Source organism: Amycolatopsis orientalis (assembly GCF_000943515.2).
Lineage (GTDB): Bacteria > Actinomycetota > Actinomycetes > Mycobacteriales > Pseudonocardiaceae > Amycolatopsis > Amycolatopsis orientalis.
In genome coordinates, this window is the sequence record NZ_CP016174.1 from 5,051,109 (window position 1) to 5,069,967 (window position 18,859).

At 68.0% G+C, this 18,859-nt stretch carries 14 protein-coding genes; 7 read left to right on the top strand and 7 right to left on the bottom strand.

Translation table 11 applies throughout. The features are described from left to right. Nucleotides 1–49: 49 nt before the first annotated feature. Nucleotides 50–3,166: a family 43 glycosylhydrolase gene (locus SD37_RS22090; protein ID WP_044856511.1), complete on the top strand. Its 3,117-nt coding sequence runs from the start codon at nucleotides 50–52 to the stop codon at nucleotides 3,164–3,166. A 7-nt stretch (nucleotides 3,167–3,173) separates the two neighbouring features. Here the strand turns inward: SD37_RS22090 and SD37_RS22095 are convergent, their stop codons facing one another. Continuing rightward, nucleotides 3,174–4,220, bottom strand: a complete 1,047-nt coding sequence (locus SD37_RS22095; protein WP_083255039.1) for a LacI family DNA-binding transcriptional regulator — start codon at nucleotides 4,218–4,220, stop codon at nucleotides 3,174–3,176. A gap of 200 nt (nucleotides 4,221–4,420) precedes the next feature. Between SD37_RS22095 and SD37_RS22100 the strand changes: the two genes are divergently transcribed. The 6 genes from SD37_RS22100 to SD37_RS22125 all read left to right on the top strand — a co-directional run bounded on the left by SD37_RS22100 (nucleotide 4,421) and on the right by SD37_RS22125 (nucleotide 12,396). Next, nucleotides 4,421–5,722: an ABC transporter substrate-binding protein gene (locus SD37_RS22100; protein WP_044856513.1), complete on the top strand. Its 1,302-nt coding sequence runs from the start codon at nucleotides 4,421–4,423 to the stop codon at nucleotides 5,720–5,722. Between the two features lie 3 nt (nucleotides 5,723–5,725). Further along, nucleotides 5,726–6,712, top strand: a complete 987-nt coding sequence (locus SD37_RS22105) for a carbohydrate ABC transporter permease (protein ID WP_044856514.1) — start codon at nucleotides 5,726–5,728, stop codon at nucleotides 6,710–6,712. A 35-nt stretch (nucleotides 6,713–6,747) separates the two neighbouring features. After that, nucleotides 6,748–7,584, top strand: coding sequence for a carbohydrate ABC transporter permease (locus tag SD37_RS22110; RefSeq protein WP_044856532.1), 837 nt, complete (start codon nucleotides 6,748–6,750; stop codon nucleotides 7,582–7,584). Then, entirely contained in the window at nucleotides 7,581–8,990 is a 1,410-nt protein-coding gene (locus SD37_RS22115; protein WP_044856515.1) for a GH1 family beta-glucosidase, read from the top strand. Before SD37_RS22110 ends, SD37_RS22115 begins: the two co-directional genes overlap by 4 nt. 231 nt (nucleotides 8,991–9,221) lie before the next feature. Continuing rightward, nucleotides 9,222–10,841 (top strand): ribosomal protection-like ABC-F family protein, encoded by a 1,620-nt coding sequence (gene abc-f / locus SD37_RS22120; protein ID WP_044856516.1) that lies wholly within the window; start codon nucleotides 9,222–9,224, stop codon nucleotides 10,839–10,841. Nucleotides 10,842–11,136: 295 nt separating this feature from the next. Beyond that, nucleotides 11,137–12,396, top strand: a complete 1,260-nt coding sequence (locus tag SD37_RS22125; protein ID WP_065912923.1) for an HNH endonuclease signature motif containing protein — start codon at nucleotides 11,137–11,139, stop codon at nucleotides 12,394–12,396. A 933-nt stretch (nucleotides 12,397–13,329) separates the two neighbouring features. Here the strand turns inward: SD37_RS22125 and SD37_RS22130 are convergent. From SD37_RS22130 to SD37_RS22155, 6 genes are all read right to left on the bottom strand, one after another. Next, on the bottom strand, nucleotides 13,330–13,674 hold the full coding sequence (locus tag SD37_RS22130; RefSeq protein WP_044856760.1) for an MmcQ/YjbR family DNA-binding protein: 345 nt from the start codon (nucleotides 13,672–13,674) through the stop codon (nucleotides 13,330–13,332). 69 nt (nucleotides 13,675–13,743) lie between these two features. Then, nucleotides 13,744–15,207 (bottom strand): acyl-CoA synthetase, encoded by a 1,464-nt coding sequence (locus SD37_RS22135; RefSeq protein WP_044856738.1) that lies wholly within the window; start codon nucleotides 15,205–15,207, stop codon nucleotides 13,744–13,746. After that, on the bottom strand, nucleotides 15,197–16,522 hold the full coding sequence (locus tag SD37_RS22140; protein ID WP_065912924.1) for an MFS transporter: 1,326 nt from the start codon (nucleotides 16,520–16,522) through the stop codon (nucleotides 15,197–15,199). The genes SD37_RS22135 and SD37_RS22140 overlap by 11 nt, the downstream gene beginning before the upstream one ends. A gap of 16 nt (nucleotides 16,523–16,538) precedes the next feature. Beyond that, the gene (locus SD37_RS22145) at nucleotides 16,539–16,991 is read right to left on the bottom strand and encodes a MaoC family dehydratase (protein ID WP_044856740.1); all 453 of its coding nucleotides are present in this window, start codon (nucleotides 16,989–16,991) and stop codon (nucleotides 16,539–16,541) included. A 7-nt stretch (nucleotides 16,992–16,998) separates the two neighbouring features. Continuing rightward, a complete protein-coding gene (locus SD37_RS22150) occupies nucleotides 16,999–17,874 on the bottom strand; it encodes an amidohydrolase family protein (protein WP_044856761.1) in 876 nt (291 codons plus the stop codon). 7 nt (nucleotides 17,875–17,881) lie between these two features. Then, complete coding sequence (locus SD37_RS22155; protein ID WP_044856741.1) at nucleotides 17,882–18,784, bottom strand: SDR family oxidoreductase; 903 nt, start codon at nucleotides 18,782–18,784, stop codon at nucleotides 17,882–17,884. Nucleotides 18,785–18,859 lie beyond the last annotated feature (75 nt).

Consider the following 18,859-nt stretch of genomic DNA (forward strand, 5'->3'; position numbering starts at 1 on the left):
TAACGCTAACAGTTTCATCGGTCAAGGAAGCCCGAGGGAGCCCTCCACGATGATCTCCTCGCGTCCACGCCGTTCCGGCGCCCTTTTCGCGACGGTGGCAGTACTGCTCGCGAGCGCCGGCCTGGCCCCGGCCACCGCGGCGCCGTCCGGCGGCACTCCTGACCAGGCCAAGGCCCGGGAGGTGGCGACCACACTTTCGGTTCCCGGCATCGACGACGTCCGAGGCAACCTGACCCTGCCCGGCACCGGCCAGGGCGGCACCACGATCCGTTGGCAGTCCTCGGATCCCGCGGTGATCACCCCGACCGGCGAGGTCGCCAGGCCGGACGCGGCGACCAAGACGGTCACGCTCACCGCCACCGTCGCCAGCGGACGGGACACCGCGACCCGGCGGTTCACCGCGACAGTGCCCCCGAAACCGGCGCCACAACCGCTCAAGGGCTACAGCTTCTTCTACTTCACCGGGGAAGGGACTCCGGACGGCGAGCAGATCTACACGGCGGCCAGCAAGGGCAACGACCCGCTGAACTGGACCGAACTCAACAACGGCAAGCCGGTGCTCAGGTCGAGCCTCGGCGAGCTGGGCGTCCGCGACCCGTTCATCCTCCGCTCCCCCGACGGCGACAAGTTCTACCTGCTCGCCACCGACCTCAAGATCCACGACGGCCGCGGCTGGGACGCCGCGCAGCGCACCGGCAGCCGCTCGATCATGGTGTGGGAGTCCACCGACCTGGTCACCTGGTCCCGTCAGCGGAGCGTCCAGGTCTCCCCGCCGACCGCCGGGAACACGTGGGCGCCCGAGGCGTTCTGGGACGCCAAGCGCGGCAGCTACGTCGTCTACTGGGCCTCGAAGCTCTACGCGGACAACGATCCCGCGCATACCGGGGACAGCTACAACCGGATGCTTTACGCCACGACACGCGACTTCGTGACCTTCAGCCAGCCGAAGGTGTGGATCGACCCGGGATACTCAGTGATCGACTCGACGGTCATCGAGGACAAGGGCACGTACTACCGGTTCACCAAGGACGAACGCAACCCGACGTCGTCCTCGCCGTGCAGCAAGTACATCACCGCCGAGAAGTCGACCGATCTGCTCGACCCCTCCTACGACTTCGTCGCCGACTGCATCGGCAAGGGGAATCCCGGCCTGGACCGCGGCGAGGGACCGACCGGCTTCAAGTCCAACACCGAGAACAAGTGGTACCTGTTCATCGACGAGTACGGCGGCCGCGGCTACGTCCCGTTCGAGACCACCGATCTCGCGTCGGGCAAGTGGACGATGTCGACCGGGGCGAAGCTGCCCGCGTCGCCCCGGCACGGCACCGTTCTCCCGGTCACGCAGGCCGAACTCGACAGGCTGACCGCGCCGCCCGCTCCCGCGAAGGCCGACCGGAACGGTCTCGTGGCGCAGTGGCCGCTCAACGGGAAGTCGGGCACGACCGCGGCCGACAGCACCGGCCACGGCTACGACGGCGCGCTCGCGGGTGACGTGAAGTGGACCGACGGCGCGCTGGAGTTCGGCGGCACCACCGGTCACGTGCAGCTCCCGAACAACCTGCTGAACGGCGCGGCTTCGGCCACCGTGTCCGCCGACGTCCTCGTCGATCCGGGCCAGCAGACGCCCTACTTCCTCTACGGTTTCGGCAACACCGGCCCGTCCGGCGCCGGGGACGGTTACCTCTTCGCCACCGGCGGTACCGGTGGCGACGGCTTCCGGGGCGCGATCGCGACCGGGAACTGGACCACCGAGCAAGCCGCGGCGGCGACGGGCGGCCTGCCCCGCGGAGTGTGGAAGAACGTCACGCTCACCGTCGGCGGTGGCAGAGCCGTGCTGTATTCCGACGGCGTCGAGGTGGCACGCAACGACAAGGTCACCATCAAACCGTCCGACCTCGGCGGCGGGGTCACCGCGGCGAACTACCTCGGCCGTTCCGTCTACTCGGCGGACAAGAAGTTCAAGGGCCGGATGAAGGACGTCCGCCTCTACAACCGGGCCCTCTCCGGCGCCGAGGTCGCGGGACTGCCCTCGAACAGCACGCTGATCCGCTCGGTCGCACTCGACGCGCTGAAGGTCCCTGCGGTCATCGACGCGGGCGCCGGCACGGTCGTGCTGCCGGTGCGACCCGGCACGGATACGCGCCGGCTCAGCCCGCGGTTCACCCTGGCCCCGGGCGCGAAGATCAACCCGGGTGACGGCCGCGCTGTCGATCTCAGCCGCCCGAAGCGCTACACGGTCGTCGCGGCCGGCGGGCAGACCCGGGCCTGGACCGTCGAAGCCCGCGAAATGCGCAGTCCCGCGCTACCGGGCCTGAACGCGGATCCGAACATCGTCGCGTTCGGCGACACCTACTACCTCTACCCCACCACCGACGGCTTCGACGGCTGGAGCGGCACGACGTTCTCGGCGTGGTCGTCGAAGAACCTCGTCGACTGGACGAACCACGGGGTCGCCCTCGATCTCGGGCCCGGCGTGAGCTGGGCCGACAAGAACGCCTGGGCGCCGACGATCGCCGAGGGAGGCGGCAAGTACTACTTCTACTTCTGCGCGGAAGCCAAGATCGGCGTCGCCGTCGGTGATTCACCGACCGGGCCCTTCGTCGACACCGGCAAACCGCTCATCGCGAAGAACCCGGGAGGCGGCCAGGCGATCGACCCGGCGGTCTTCGTCGACCGCTCGGGAAAGCCGTACCTGTACTGGGGCAACGGCGAGGCGTACGTCGTAGGGCTGAACGACGACATGGTCTCCTTCGACCCGGCAGCCGTCCAGCGGATCACCGGACTCGACGACTTCCGCGAGGGCCTCTTCATGGTCGAGCGGAACGGTACTTACTACCTGACCTGGTCCGTCGACGACACCCGCAGCGAGGACTACCGCGTCGCCTACGCCACGGCGCCCAGCCCGACCGGGCCGTTCACGAACCGCGGCCTGATCCTGAGCAAGGACACCTCACTGGGGATCAAGGGCACCGGGCACAGTTCGATGCTGCGGGTGCCGGGAACGGACGAGTGGTACATCGCCTATCACCGCTTCGCCATCCCCGGCGGCGACGGGATGCACCGCGAAACCGCCATCGACAAGTTGTCCTTCACCCGTGACGGCCGGATCGCTCCGGTCAAGCCGACCCTCGAAGGGGTCGCGCCCCGGCCGATCCCGGCGAGGTGAACCGGGGTCAGCTCGAAGCGCGATGGGTGAGGGAGACCGGCAAGATCCGCTGGCGGGGCTTGAGGTCCCTGTCGTCCATCACCGCCAGCAGCGTCTCGACCATCGCGTGGACCTGCTCGCGCGGGTCTTGGTGCACCGAGGTCAGGGGCGGTTCCATCTCGGGCGCGAGCGTCGCGTTGTCGTCGAAGCTGACGACGGCGACGTCCGAGGGGATCCGCCGTCCGGCCGCGTGCAGGGTCCGGAGCGCGCCCACGGCCATCATGTCGCTGGCCACGAAGACGGCGTCGAGATCGGGACGGCGTTCGAGCAGGTTCGACATCGCCTTCGCGCCGCCGGTGAGCGTGAAGTCGGCCTCTTCGACCAGGTCCGCTGGGTCGAGTCCGGCGTCGAGCAGGGTCTTGCGCCAGCCCGAGAGCCGGTCGATCGCCGCGCTCTGGTCCTGCGGGCCGGCGATCGTGGCGATGTGGCGATGGCCTGTCTCGACCAGATGCGCGACAGCCAGCTTCGCGCCGCCCTCGTTGTCGAAGTCGACGACGTGGACGCCGCGTTTGAGCCCCGCCGCCTGCCCGCCGTACACCACCGGGATCCTCAGCTGCCGCAACGCCTTGGGCAGCGGGTCGGTCCGGTGCGGCGCGAACACCAGCACGCCGTCGACGTGCCCGCCGTCGAGGAACCGCACCGTACGGTCGAGGTCCTCGCGCGTGTCACTGAAGATCAAGACCATCTGGCAGCCGATGTCGGCCAGTTCGCGGTACCCCGCCCGCATGACCGCGGTGCGGTACGGGTCGTCGAGCAGCCGCGCCTCCGGTTCCGACAGCACGACCGCGACCGCCCCGGTCCGCCTGGTGACCAGCGACCGGGCCGCCTGGTTCGGGGAGTAGCCGAGTTCGCGGGCCGCGGCCTGCACCTTCTCCCGCGACCGCGCGCTGACGTAACCGTCGTCGTTGAGCGCGCGGGAAGCCGTCGACCGGCTGACCCCGGCGGACGCGGCGACGTCTTCCAACGTCGGCCGCTCGTCTTCCCCTGGTCGAGGCCCCACCCGCGTCACCTTCACCCTTCAGCATCATCCGTACACCGACAGCTTAGTGTCCGCGGGCCTTGGCGCTGAGAGCGCTCCCGTGATGGAAACGCTCTTATTACAAGCTCTTGACATGACTATGCGGTGGCGACAGACTCGGCGCATCCTGGGAGCGCTCCCATTTTCTGGTCATACCGCGACGGCGTTCCCATCCATCGGCAAGGGGTTAGAGACACGTGAGAACCATCCGGAACGGCCTGGTGCTGGCACTGGGTATCACGATGACGGCATTCGGCGTGAGCGCGTGCGGCGGTGACGACGGCGGGACCCCCGCCGCGTCCGACCCGAACGCGAAGGTCGAGCTGACGCTGGCGACGTTCACCGAATTCGGCTACGAGGAGCTTCTTCCCGAGTACGAACGGCTGCACCCGAACATCAAGATCACCCACCGCAAGGTCGGCCAGGGCGGGCCGTACCACCAGGAGCTGATCACCAAGCTGGCCGCGGGTTCCGGTCTCGCCGACGTCACCGCGGTCGAGGAGGGACACCTGTCGAACGTCCTCGACAAGGGCTCGAAGTTCAACGACCTGCCCAAGATCGGCCCGGCGGAGGCCTCCCCCGACCGCTGGCTCGGCTGGAAGTACGACGCGGCGAAGACCAAGGACGGCAAGATCATCGGCTACGGCACCGACATCGGGCCGCTGGCGATGTGCTACCGCAAGGACATGCTCCAGGCGGCGGGCCTGCCGACCGATCCCGAAGCGGTCAAGCCGCTGTTCGCGACTTGGGACAGCTACTTCGCCGCGGGTGACCAGTACGTCGCCAAGACCGGTGGCAAGCCGTGGTTCGACGCGGCCGCGCAGAACTTCAACGCCATGGTCAACCAGCTCCCCACCGGCTACATCGGCAACGATGACAAGCTCGCGCTGGAGACCAACCAGGGCATCAAGGACGCCTGGAACAAGGTCACCGCGGCCGTCAAGAAAGGACAGTCGGCCAAGCTCACCGCGTTCAGCAACGAGTGGAACTCCGGCTTCAAGCAGGGTGCCTTCGCCACGAAGGTGTGTCCCGCGTGGATGCTCGGTGTGATCAAGGAGCACGCGGGACCCGAGAACGCCGGCAAGTGGGCGGTCACCGCGGCGTTCCCCGGTGGCGGCGGGAACTGGGGCGGTTCGTACCTGACCGTCCCGACGCAGTCGAAGCACCCGAAGGAGGCAGCCGAACTCGCCGCCTGGCTGACCGCGCCGGAGCAGCAGATCAAGGCGTTCCAGGCCAAGGGCACCTTCCCCAGCCAGGTCAAGGCGCTGGAGGACCCGGCGCTGTTGAGCAAGACCGAACCGTACTTCGGCGACGCCAAGGTCGGCCAGTTGTTCGCCGAGCAGGCCAAGAAGGTCGCCAAGCCGCAGTACAAGGGCCCGGGTGACGGCCAGATCCAGGAGAACGCTTCGACCCCGGCGCTCGCGGCCGTCGAACAGGGCAAGTCGGCGGACGAGGGCTGGGCGCAACTGCTCGAGGCCGCGAAGAAGATCACGCGCTGACCGATGACCGTCGTCGACAAGATCGCGCCGGAAGGGAGTAAGGCCGGGGTGCGCACGTCACCCCGGCCCACCCTCCGGCATCGCCTGAGCCGGTGGGACGTCAAGGTTTCGCCGTACCTCTACATCGCCCCGTTCTTCATCGTGTTCGGGGTCGTCGGGCTGTTCCCGTTGCTCTACACGGCGTATGTGTCGCTGTTCAGCTGGGAGGCGGGCGACGACGCCCCGGACTTCATCGGGCTGGACAACTTCAAGCAGTTGTTCGCCGACACGCAGTTCTGGAACGCGCTCGAGAACACCGTCAGCATCTTCCTGCTCTCCAGCGTTCCCCAGCTGATCATCGCGGTGCTCCTGGCGGCGCTGCTCAGCGCCAGGCTGCGCGGGGCGACCGGCTGGCGGGTCGGCATCCTGCTCCCCTACGCCGCCAGCCTGGTGGCGCTGGGGATCATCTTCGCGAACCTGTTCGGGCCGAAGTACGGCCTGGTCAACGGCCTGCTGCAGACCATCGGCCTCGATCCGGTCGACTGGCAGGCCGGCCGGTTCAGCAGCCATGTCGCGATCGCGATCATGGTGAACTGGCGCTGGACCGGGTACAACGCGCTCATCGTGCTGGCGGCCATGCAGGCCATCCCGAAGGAACTGCACGAAGCCGCCCTGATCGACGGCGCGGGCGCGGCACGCCGGTTCTTCAGCATCACCCTCCCGCTGCTGAAGCCGACGCTGATCTTCGTCACGATCACCTCGACGATCGGCGGGCTGCAGATCTTCACCGAGCCCAAGCTGTTCGACGCCATGCCGGGGTCGAACAACGGCGGCTCGTCCAACCAGTTCCAGACCGTGACGCTGTACCTGTACCAAACGGCTTTCGAGAACTACGAACTCGGCTACGCCTCGGCGATCGCGTGGGTCCTGTTCCTGATCATCGTGCTGATCGCGCTGGTGAACTTCTTCCTCACCGGCAGGCTCGCCCGGACCCCGGCGGTGAAGAAGTGACGACCACCATCCACAATAGACTCAAAAACGGCGGGCTGAAGCGGGGGGTTTCGGCACTGGGCAAACCGCGCCGGGCGACCTACATCGTGCTCGCGATCTTCGTGCTGGGTTCGCTGTTCCCGTTCTATTGGTCGTTCCTGGTGGCCAGCCGGGACAGCGGGATGCTCACCGAACGGGTCCCGCCGTTCCTGCCCGGCGGCAACTTCTTCGCCAACGCGGCGCGGGTGTTCGACACGGTGCCGTTCTGGAAGGCGCTCGCGAACAGCCTGATCGTGTCCGGCACGGTCACGCTGACCACGGTGCTGTTCTCCTCGCTCGCCGGGTTCGCGTTCGCCAAACTGCGGTTCCGCGGCCGGAACGGGTTCTTCGTGTTCATCGTGGTCACGCTCGCCGTCCCGACCCAGCTCGGCATCATCCCGTTGTTCATGGCGATGTCCGAGTTCGGCTGGGCGGGCGGGCTGCAGTCGGTGATCGTGCCCAACCTGGTGACCGCGTTCGGCGTGTTCTGGATGCGTCAGTACACAGTGGACGCCGTACCGTACGAACTGATCGAGGCGGCCAGGGTCGACGGCTGCAGCATGATCCGCATCTTCTGGAACGTCTGCCTTCCCGCCGTCCGCCCGGCGGCGGCGATCCTGGCGATGTTCACGTTCATGACGTCGTGGAACGACTTCCTCTGGCCACTCGTCGTGCTGGACGCCGGCAATCCCACCGTCCAGCTGGCACTGGAGAAGCTGCAGAGCGGCTATTACGTCGACTACTCGCTGGTGCTGGCCGGGACCACCCTGGCCACCATCCCGATCCTCATCGTCTTCCTCCTCCTCGGCCGCCAGATCGTGGCCGGGATCATGCAAGGTGCCGTGAAAGGGTGACCATGTCCACTCATCCCGACAGTGTCCGGGAGAAGACCGCGCTGCCGTTCCCGCCCGGATTCGTGTGGGGCGCCGCCACCGCGGCCTTCCAGGTCGAAGGCGCCACCGCCGCCGACGGCCGGACCGACTCGATCTGGGACGTCTTCGCTCGCCGCCCCGGCGCCGTCGTCGGTGGCGACACCGGCGAACCGGGGGCCGATCACTACCGGCGCTACGCCGAAGACGTCGACCTCATGCGGCAGCTCGGGCTCGGCGCGTACCGGTTCTCCATGTCGTGGCCGCGGATCCGGCCCGACGGCGGCGCGCCGAACCCGAAGGGGCTCGCCTTCTACGACCGGCTCGTCGACAGGCTCCTCGAAGCCGGGGTCCAGCCCTGGGCGACGCTCTATCATTGGGATCTCCCCCAGGCGCTGGAAGACAAGGGCGGCTGGACCTCGCGCGAGACCGCGTTCCGGTTCGCCGAGTACGCCGAAACGATCGTGGCGCGGATCGGCGACCGGGTGCAGAACTGGTCGACCCTGAACGAGCCGTGGTGCGCGGCGATGCTCGGCTACGCGGGCGGCATCCACGCGCCCGGCCGTCAGGAACCCGAAGCCGCGGTCGCCGCCACCCACCATCTCCTGCTGGGACACGGGCTCGCGATGGACGTCCTGCGACGGCACGCCCCTTCGGCGGCCTCGGGGATCACGCTGAACCTGTACCCCGTCTCCGCCGCCGACCCGTCGTCCACTGTGGACGTCGAGGCCGCGCGCCGGATCGACGGCCTGCAGAACCGGCTCTTCCTCGATCCGGTGCTGAACGGCGCCTACCCCGAGGACATGGTGGCCGATCTCGCCCACCTCGGCATCGAAGCGCTCATCCAAGAAGGTGATCTCGAGACCATCTCCGCCCCCATCGACTGGATGGGCGTCAACTACTACCGCGGTTACCAGGTCGCGGGGACCCCTCGGCCCGGCAGCGAGCCGGCTGGCCCCGACTGGCTCGGCGTGCCCGACGTCCACTTCGTCCCCGACGAGGCGGCGCCGCTCACCGACTCCGGCTGGGAGGTCCAGCCGTCGCGGCTGACCGAATGCCTGCTGCAGGTCCACCGTGACTACCGGCCGATCCCGTTGTACATCACCGAAAACGGCGCGTCCTATCCGGACGCCCTGATCGCCGGGGACGTCGCGGACACCGACCGGATCGCCTTCCTCGACTCGCATCTACGTGCCGCCTACGAGGCGATCGAGGCGGGCGTCGACCTGCGCGGGTACTTCTATTGGTCGCTGCTCGACAACTTCGAGTGGGCCGAGGGGTACGCCAAGCGCTTCGGGCTCGTGCACGTCGACTACGAGACGCAGCAACGGACGCCGAAGCAGAGCGCGCTCTGGTACTCCAGGGCGATCAGCCTCAACGGCCTGAGCTGATCGCGTCCGGTCGGAGCCCGGGCGGGCTCCGACCGGATTTGTTATCGTGGAGCCGGACCTGATCAACGCAGAGGAGACCAGACGTGGCGGGTGAAGACGACATCTCCGGGTGAGCCGGAGTTGCCAGGCCACCGGCGGTAGCGCCGACGTGGCCATTTCGTCGTTCCCTCAACGCCACGTCCACCGCGGTGCAGCCTTGAGGCGCCCGCTTCCTTCGCGAGGTCTTTCTCCATGTCAGACGCCTTCGTCGTCGTGTCCGCGCTGTCCTTCGCCTGGCCGGACGACACCCCGGTCTTCGACGACCTGTCCTTCACCGTGCCCGGTGGCCGCACCGGTCTCGTCGCGCCCAACGGGGCGGGCAAGAGCACACTCCTCAAGCTGATCGCCGGCGAGCTGAAGCCCCTCAGCGGGACCGTGTCCGCCCAAGGGGTGCTCGGCTACCTGCCGCAGTCGCTGCCGCTCACCGCCGAGCTGACCGTGGCCGAGGTGCTGGGCATCGCCCCGCAGCTCGCGGCGCTGTCCGCCATCGAATCGGGTGACGCGAGCGAGGAGCACTTCACCACCATCGGCAACGACTGGGACATCGAGGAACGCACCCGTGCCCAGCTCGACCGGCTCGGCCTCGACGGCATCACGCTGGACCGGAGCCTGCGCACGTTGAGCGGCGGTCAGATCATCTCACTCGGCCTGGCCGCGCAGCTGCTGAAACGGCCCGACATCCTGCTGCTGGACGAACCGACCAACAACCTCGACCTCGACGCGCGCCGCAAGCTCTACGGCGTGCTGGAAGACTGGTCCGGCTGCCTGTTGCTGGTGAGCCACGACCGGGAACTGCTCGACCGCATGGACCGGATCGCCGAACTCGACCGCGGCGACCTCCGCTACCACGGCGGGAACTTCACCCAGTACGAAGCCGCGGTCAAGGCCGAACAAGAGGTCGCCGAACGCAACGTCCGCAGTGCCGAACAAGAGGTCAAACGCGAAAAGCGGGAGATGCAACAGGCGCGCGAACGAGCCGCGCGGCGAGCGGGCAACGCCGCCCGCAACCTCGGCAACGCCGGTCTGCCGAAGATCTTCGCCGGCACCATGAAACGCAACGCCCAGGAATCCGCAGGCAAGGCCAACGAGACGCACGCCGCGCGGGTCAGCGACGCGAAGAACCGCCTCGACGAGGCCGAACGCTCGCTTCGCGACGACCAGAAGATCGCGCTGATCCTGCCGGGCACCAACGTCCCCGCGGGCCGCACGATGTTCCACGGCGAAGGCATCCAAGTACGCTACGGCGACCGGAACGTCTTCGCGGGCGACGGTGTCGACCTGACCATCCGCGGCCCCGAGCGGATCGCGCTGACCGGCGGCAACGGCAGCGGGAAGTCGACCCTCCTCCGGGTACTCAACGGCGACCTCGAACCTTCCGCCGGGATGATCAAACGGCCCGAGGGCCGGATCGCGTACCTCTCGCAGCGACTCGACCTCCTGGACCTGGACCGGACCATCGCCGAGAACTTCGCGTCCTTCGCCCCCGGCCTCCCCGAATCGCAACGGATGACGCTGCTCGCCCGCTTCCTGTTCCGCGGCGCGCGCAGCCAGCTTCCCGTCGGCGTGCTGTCCGGCGGCGAACGACTTCGGGCCACTTTGGCCTGCGTCCTGTTCGCCGAGCCCGCGCCTCAGTTGCTCCTGCTGGACGAGCCGACGAACAATCTCGACCTGGTCAGCGTCGGGCAACTGGAGAGCGCGCTGGGTGCTTATCAGGGGGCTTTCGTGGTCGTCAGCCACGATGAGCGGTTTTTGGGGGAGATCAAGGTGGATCGTCGGGTGAGGCTGGTCGATGGGGCGCTTCGTGAGGGTTAGCGCCGGGTGGCGCGATTAGTCGGCTGATTGCGCCGGGTTGGGCCTTGGTGGAGTGGGACGTCCCGTTTTCCTATTCCACTGGGCTTGACTTCGCAAAGCAGTTACGCGAGGTTGGGCGGTGTTGGCCCTTGGGGGCGCCCGCCGCAATTAGTCGACTAACTGCGGTCGGATCGTCACAGTTGCCACATAGTAGTCGGGGCGGTTCACCGTGATCACTCTTCAGCATTAACGACCGTCTTGCCTTGTTACTTAAAATTACGAACACGTGTTCGAATTTCTTTGGTATTATCGTGGGGTGTCCGAGACGATCCTTCCCGAGTTGCCGCAGGAGTTGTGGCGCGCTGGCAAGCTGGAGCTTGCCCATGGCGTGCAACAGTTCTTGCAGGTGATCAGGGTCGCCACCGCCGGGCTGGGGCGGTATCTGGCGGAGATCGAGTCTCGGGGCGCGAAAGACTTGTACGGGTACGGATCGACGGCCACATGGTTCGCTGACGTGGCCGGGCTTTCCTTCGGTGAAGCGCGTCCGGTGGTGAATCGGGCGATCGCGTTGAATCCCACGCGTGGTTTGGATGGGACCGAGCTTCCGGCTGTGGCACCTGCTACCGCTGCCGCGGCCGCGGAGGGGGCGGTCGGTGACGAGCGGATCCAGCAGATTCTGGACTTCCTGGCGAGCCTGCCGCTCGATACATCGGTGGAGGACCGGGAGAGCGCGGAGAGGACCCTGGCCGAGCTGGCCCGGCACGCCGGTCCCCGGCAGCTGGCCGAAGCCGAACAGAACATCCTCGGCTGGCTCGACCCCGACGGTGCCGAGCCGAAAGAACCCGAACCGAAGCAACCGCGCCGCGAGTTGACATTGGAACGCCGCAAAGACGGGTTCTGGAAACTGAACGGCCTCCTCGACGACGAAGCCGGTGCCCGCACCGCCACCGCCCTCGAGGCCCACGCTGCGCCGCGCCCGGTCGACGAGTTCGGCCAAGCCGATCTGCGGACGAAACCCGAGCGCCTGGGTGATGCGTGGGTGGACCTGGTCGACCTGGCGATCGCCTGCCCCGACCAGCCCGGCACCTCCGGCTACCGGACGCTGGTGCACGTCACCATCGGCCTCGACGAGCTGAAGACCGGTCTTGGGACCGCCTGTGTGGACTACGTCGGGACAATGACCGCTCGCGAGGCTCGGATGGCGGCCTGCGACTGCCTGCTGCTGCCGGTCGTTCTCAACGCGGCTGGTGAGCCGCTGGATGTGGGGCGTCTGAGACGGTTCGTCACTCCCGGTCAGCGACGGGCGTTGAACATCCGCGACGGGGGCTGCGCGTTCCCGGGCTGTCATCGGCCGCCGAAGAACTGCCACGCCCACCACATTCACCACTGGGCAGACGGCGGACCGACCGACCTGCGGAATCTCACGCTGCTGTGCGGTTTCCACCACCGGCTGATCCACCACGGCGACTGGGAAGTCCGCATGGCAGCCGACGGGCTACCCGAGTTCATCCCGCCCCAGTATCTGGACCCGCTACGGCGAACCCGGCGCAACATCCTGCACCGCGCCGCCGCCTGATCCCTACGCCACCCGAGGAGCCCGCGCCAGCCACACCGGCGACGGGCCCCTCGGCATGCCCACAGACAGACGACCCACCGCAGACGCTCCAGACCGCTCGTCACCCGGACCGACGACGAACATCTGCGATCAGGGCTTCACCTTCCCGGGTTGTCAACGGGACACCTGTCTATCGAGAAAGAAAGGTCCCGCTTCCGCTCAGCGAAGGCTGGGGGTTCCTGCGAGCGGAAACGGGAGTCAAGGCCGGTACGGGGGCCGCCTCTCGGCGAGAGGCACATCATGGCTCCGGCCGAACCGGTATTCCACGAAGGCGAAGGGTGAGCCCGGGGGCACCAACCGTACCGACACTCTCTATAACGCAAATTCTTCCGAAATGTTCCCCAGCGGACGTGACGCCCGTCATCACCCTCGAAACCCAACCAGAAACAAAAGACCCGCTCCCGCTCAGCGAAGGCCTGGGGGTCACCTGCGAGCGGAAGCGGGAGCTAAAGCCGATACGGAGGGCCGCCTCTCGGCGAAACGCACAACATGGCTCCGGCCGAACCGGTATTCCACGAAGGCAAAAGGTGAGGCCCGGGGGCACCATCCGCACCGACACCCTCTACAACGCACACACCCGCCAAATGTTCCCGACCACCCAACAGACGACCACGTGACCTACATCGCCCAAACCCGCACCAGAAAACAAAAAGACCCGCTCCCGCTCAGCGAAGGCCTGGGGGTCACCTGCGAGCGGAAGCGGGAGCTAAAGCCGATACGGAGGGCCGCCTCTCGGCGAAACGCACAACATGGCTCCGGCCGAACCGGTATTCCACGAAGGCAAAAGGTGAGGCCCGGGGGCACCATCCGCACCGACACCTTCTACAACGCACACACCCGCCAAATGTTCCAGCCCGGACAGTGACCCACGTCAACACTCGAAAGCAGTAACACTCAGCAGGGCGGCGGAACCTGCTCCACCAATTCCTCGGGAGCGGACAGCCTCCACGCCTCGTAGACGAGTTCGTTCAGCTCGTCGGCTTCGAGGCCGTCGAGGTGCACCACGACCCAGCCGAATCCGCCGGCCGTGAACTGCACCTCGAAGACGTCCGGCCGCTCGGCCACGAGGGCCTCTTGTTCGGACAGCGTCTGCTTCAGGCCGACGGTCTGCGTGCGCGGCCAGTAGTACCCGAATCGCTTACCGCGCACGCTGTACGACTCCCACTCCGTCGCGTCGGAACGCTCGACGTCGGCGAGTTTCTCCAGCATTCGGTGGAACTCGTCACTCGGCACACCCATCTTGAACCCCAAACACAGCTGCCCCCAGAAAACTCGGCGGCCACAGTGTAGGCGGACGGGCCGACAAGATCAGGAGCCCGCCCGCAGCTCCGCCTTGCGCACCTTTCCGGACGCGGTCCGGGGCAGCCCTTCAACGAACTCGAAGCGCACCGGCACCTTGTACTTCGCCAGCCGCCCGAGCAGGAACTCGCGCAGTTCCTCGCCGCCGACGTCGCCGGAGCGCACGACGAAGGCGCAGCCGACCTCGCCCCATTTTCCGTCCGGTACCCCGATGACCGCGGTCTCGGCCACCGCGGGATGTTCGTACAGGATGTTCTCCACTTCGGCCGGGTACACGTTTTCCCCGCCGGAGATGAACATGTCCTTCAGGCGGTCGACGATCCGGAAGTGCCCGTCCTCGTCGACGGTGGCCACGTCGCCGGTGCGGAACCAGCCGTCTTCGGTGAAGGCGGCAGCGGTCGCGTGCGGGTTCCGCCAGTAGCCGGGGGTGACGTTCGGGCCCTTCACCAGGATCTCCCCTGGTCCGCTGCCCGGTGGGTCGAGCCGGGCGTCGGCGAAGAACACGGGGACGCCCGCGGAGCCTGCCCGGCCATCGCTTTCGCGTGCCTCCAGGAACGTCACGCCCGGAGCGGTCTCGGTCAGCCCGTAGCCCTGGCAGAACACGAGTCCTCGCCGCTGATACGTCCGCACCAGCTCCTCCGGGACCGCGGCGCCGCCGCAGATCAGGCTCCGCACCGATGACAGATCGGCCGACGGCCAGCGCGGGGACGCGGCCAGTGCGGCGTACATCGTCGTCACCCCGAACATCCACGTCACCCGGTGCCGTTCGATCAGGTCGAAGCAGCCGTCGACATCCCAGGATGCCGTGAGGAGCGCGCAGCCGCCCTTGATCACGGTGGGAAGCAGGGTCTGCGCCAGCGCGGCGATGTGGAAGAGCGGCGCGGTGACGAGCGTGACCTCGTCACCGCCGACGTCCACGCCGATGAGCAGGTTGAACGTGTTCCAGAGCAGGTTGGCGTGCGTGAGCGTCGCACCCTTCGGGCGTCCTGTGGTGCCCGACGTGTACAGGATCAGCGCGACGTCGTCGGGAGACACCGCCACCTCTGGCGCGGTCTCCGCGCCCTCGCCGAGCCAGGTTTCGTAGTCCTCCAGCGCCACGAGCCGCGCGGTGGGGCCCTGCAACCCCTCGACGACCTTCGCCGTCTGTGGCGCGTAGATCAGCACTGTGGCACCCGAGTCGGTGAGGATGTGCTCGATCTCCGGCGCCGTCAGCCGGAAGTTGAGCGGGACGAAGATCGCGCCGAGCGACGTGGTCGCGAACAGGGTTTCGACGAACGCCGGATGATTCGGGCCGAGGTAGGCCACACGGTCCCCCTGGCCCACGCCTGCCGCCGTCAGCCGCGACGCCAACTTCGCGATCCGCCGGGCCAGCTGGGCGTACGTCGTCGGTTCGCTTTCGAAGAGCAGTGCGGTCCGCTGGGGCGAGATCCGTGCGCGGCGGGCAGGCCAGCCGCCGATTCCTTCAGCCCACATCAGCGGCCTCGGTGGTGGAACGAGCCGGGCTGGGCTCGGTCAAGTTTCGCCGGTTCGTCTCCTTCAGCGCCAGGACGCAGCCCGCCGACAGCAGGCAGAACGCCGCGATCGTCAAGGACACCGCCGTGGTCGACGGTCCGCCCGACGCACGCTGGAATTCGGCGAACAGCACCGGCGCGAACCCGGCGCCGAGACCGGCGAGCTGATAGCCCAGCGAGGCGCCGGTGTACCGGTTCTCGGTGGCGAACAGCTCGGTGTAGAGCGCCGCCAGCGGCCCGTACATCATCGGGTGCAGCACGCCCTGTCCGATCACCAGCGCCACGACCAGCAGCGCCCCGCTGCGGCTGTCGACGAGCGGGAACAGGACGAACCCGTACACCGCCGTCACCAGCGCGCCGATGAGCACGATCGGCCGCCTGCCGAACCGGTCCGAGACCGCCGACCAGCCGATGATCCCCACCACCGCGCAGACGGACGACACGGTGAGCGCGTTCAGCACGGTCTGGCGTCCGTGTCCCGCCTGGACCCCGTACGCGAGCACGAACGTCGTCAGTGTCCCCTGCACGACGAACGCGGCCAGGCCGACGCCGACCCCCAGCAGCAGCGTCTTCGGCTGCTCGCGCAGGACGGCCACCAGCGGGAACCGCCGTCGCGGCGCCACGGTCCTGGCGGCGAGGAACGCCGGGGTCTCCTCGACCCGCGACCGGACGAACAACCCGATCGCGAGCAGGACCACGCTGAGCAGGAACGGCACCCGCCAGCCCCACGCGAGGAACGCGGCCTCGCCGGTGACGGCCACCGTCGCGGTCATCGCCACCGTGGACACGACCATCCCGCTCGGCGCGCCCGCGTTCGCGAAGCTGGCCCACAGCCCGCGGCGGGAGGTGGCGTGCTCGGCCGACATCAGGACCGCGCCGCCCCATTCGCCGCCGACCGAGATGCCTTGCAGTACCCGCAACAGGATCAGCCCGACCGGCGCGGCGGCGCCGACGTCGGCGTAGGTGGGCAGGAGTCCGATGAGGAAACTGGAGACGCCCATCAGCGTCATGGTCATCACGAGCATCCGCTTGCGGCCGAGCTTGTCGCCGAAGTGGCCGAACAGCACGCCGCCCAGTGGCCGCGCGAGGTAGCCGGTGGCGAACGTGCCGAAGCTGGCGACGGTCGCGAGGGCGGGATCGAGGTCGGAGAAGAAGACCTTGCTGAACACGACGGCGGACGCCGTGGCGTAGAGCAGGAAGTCGTAGTACTCGATGAGGCTGCCGAGGTAGCTCGAAGCGACCGCTCGGCGGAGCTGGACGTTCTGGTGGGATCGCATGGCTTTCCCCTTGTCCTCAGGCGTAGTGCCGGTAGACGGCCCGCGCGACGCACGCGGGCTTGGCGGAACCGTCGAGTTCGACCGTGAAGTCGAGGACCATCTGCACTCCCCCGGCGATGTCGGTCACCTCGGCGACCTTCCCGGCGAGGCGGATCTTGCCGCCGGACGGCACCGGGCTGGGGAATCGCACCTTCTCCAGCCCGTAGTTGACGCTCATCCGCACGCCGGTGATCCGCAGCAGGTCGCTGAAGAGCGGGATCAGCAGGGACAGTGTCAGGTATCCGTGCGCGATGGTGCCGCCGAACGGGCCGTCGGCGGCGCGTTCGGGGTCGACGTGGATCCACTGGTGGTCGCCGGTGGCGTCGGCGAATCGCCCGATGCGGTCCTGGGTGATCTCCAGCCAGTCGCCGTGACCGAGGTCCGCGCCCGCGAGTGCCTTGATCTCTTCGATGCCGTTCGCGTGGGTCATGCTTCTCCTAGTCGGTTTTGACGAGACCGAGCAGCTTCGCCGCGTTGTCCTTCAGGATCTTCGGGCGGACTTCGGGTTTGATCTCCAGCTCGGCGAAGTCGGCGAGCCAGCGATCCGGGGTGATCACCGGGAAGTCGGAGCCGAACAGCACCTTGTCCTTCAGCAGGGTGTTGGCATACCGGACGAGCTGGGGCGGGAAGTACTTCGGCGACCAGCCGGACAGGTCGATGTGGACGTACGGTTTGTGCGTCGCGACGGCCAAGGCCTCGTCCTGCCAAGGGAACGACGGATGCGCGAGGATGATCCGGAGTTCGGGGAAGTCGACGGCGACGTCGTCGACCAGCATCGGATTCGAGTACTTGAGCCGGATCCCGCCGCCACCGGGTACACCGGCGCCGATCCCGGTCTGCCCGGTGTGGAAGAGCGCGGGAACGCCGAGTTCTTCGATGACCTCGTAGAGGGGATACGCCATCGGGTCGTTCGGCGCGAAGCCCTGGATACTCGGATGGAACTTGAACCCGCGGACGCCGTATTCGCCGACCAGCCTGCGCGCCTCGCGGACGCCCGCCCTGCCCTTCCACGGATCGACGCTCGCGAACGGGATGAGCACGTCGCCGTGTTCGGCGCAGCTCTCGGCGACCTCCTCGTTCGCGATCCGCGGATGGCCGGTGGCGTGTTCGGCGTCGACGGTGAACACGACCGCGGCCATCCTGCGTTCCCGGTAGTACGCCGCCATTTCCGCGATCGAAGGCTGCCGGTGCCCGTGCGCCTTGAAGTACTTCTCCGAGGCGCCGAACAGGGCCGGGCTCAACGAGCCGTGGCCGTTCTTCGAGATCTCCGCGTGCGTGTGGACGTCGATCGCGACGACGTCGTCGATGTCGATGGGCACGTCACGGCCCCTTCGGCGCGGGGATGCCGAAGCTCTCCGGCTCGGCGCCGATCCCGGCGTGCCAGGAGGCCGCGATCCGCTCGGCGGTCCAGCCGCCGTCGGCGAAGTCGACGGCCTTCTCACGTGGGTGCGCCCAGAGCGCGAGCCGGTCGCCGCCGATGCCGATCGCCTGGCCGGTGACACCTTTCGCCTCGTCCGAAGCCAGGAAGACGACGAGCGACGCGGCGTCCTCGGCCGTTCCCAGTCCTTCGTCGCGACGGAGCCACGGCGGGAACGGTTTCCCGGTGCGCTCGGCCTCTTCGATCACCGGCGCGAAGGCCGGGATGGTGCGGGTCATCTCGGTCGCCGCGACCGGGACGATCGCGTTGACCAGGATCTCGGCCTTCGCCAGTTCCATCGCCCAGGTACGGGCCATCGCGGCGATCCCGGCCTTCGCGGCGGCGTAGTTGGTCTGCCCGAAGTTGCCCCGCTGTCCCGCCGGCGAGGAGACCAGGATCAGCCGCCCGCCCTCCCCCTGCTCCCGCATCCGCACCGCGGCCGCCCGCGCGCAGGTGAACGTGCCGCGGAGGTGGACACGGACGACGTCGTCGAAGTCGTCGTCCGACATCTTCCACAGCACCCGGTCCCGCAGGATCCCGGCGTTGGTGACCATCGTGTCCAGCCGTCCGAACTCCTCGACCGCGGTGCCGACCAGCCGTCCGGCGACCTCCGCGTCGCCGACCGGGGCGACGACCGGCACGGCCCGTCCGCCCGCTTTCCGGATCGCGTCGGCGGTTTCGGCGGCGGCCTCGTCCACGTCGTTGACCACGACGGCGGCGCCGGCGGCGGCGAGTGCTTCCGCGTAGGCCCGCCCCAGTCCGCGGCCGCTGCCGGTGACCACCGCGACCTTGCCCGACAAGTCCATGAAGCCGTCCTCTCGTCGTCCGCTGCGGAACTCAAAGTAGGTCACTATTCAAACTGTCGTCAAGAATCTGCCCAA

What these genes read in the sequence shown, in the direction of transcription:
- SD37_RS22090 (WP_044856511.1), top strand. Translation starts at nt 50, where the DNA reads ATGATCTCCTCGCGTCCACGCCGTTCCGGCGCCCTTTTCGCGACGGTG.
- SD37_RS22105 (WP_044856514.1), top strand. Translation starts at nt 5,726, where the DNA reads ATGACCGTCGTCGACAAGATCGCGCCGGAAGGGAGTAAGGCCGGGGTG.
- abc-f (WP_044856516.1), top strand. Translation starts at nt 9,222, where the DNA reads ATGTCAGACGCCTTCGTCGTCGTGTCCGCGCTGTCCTTCGCCTGGCCG.
- SD37_RS22130 (WP_044856760.1), bottom strand. Translation starts at nt 13,674, where the DNA reads ATGGGTGTGCCGAGTGACGAGTTCCACCGAATGCTGGAGAAACTCGCC.
- SD37_RS22135 (WP_044856738.1), bottom strand. Translation starts at nt 15,207, where the DNA reads ATGTGGGCTGAAGGAATCGGCGGCTGGCCTGCCCGCCGCGCACGGATC.
- SD37_RS22140 (WP_065912924.1), bottom strand. Translation starts at nt 16,522, where the DNA reads ATGCGATCCCACCAGAACGTCCAGCTCCGCCGAGCGGTCGCTTCGAGC.
- SD37_RS22145 (WP_044856740.1), bottom strand. Translation starts at nt 16,991, where the DNA reads ATGACCCACGCGAACGGCATCGAAGAGATCAAGGCACTCGCGGGCGCG.
- SD37_RS22155 (WP_044856741.1), bottom strand. Translation starts at nt 18,784, where the DNA reads ATGGACTTGTCGGGCAAGGTCGCGGTGGTCACCGGCAGCGGCCGCGGA.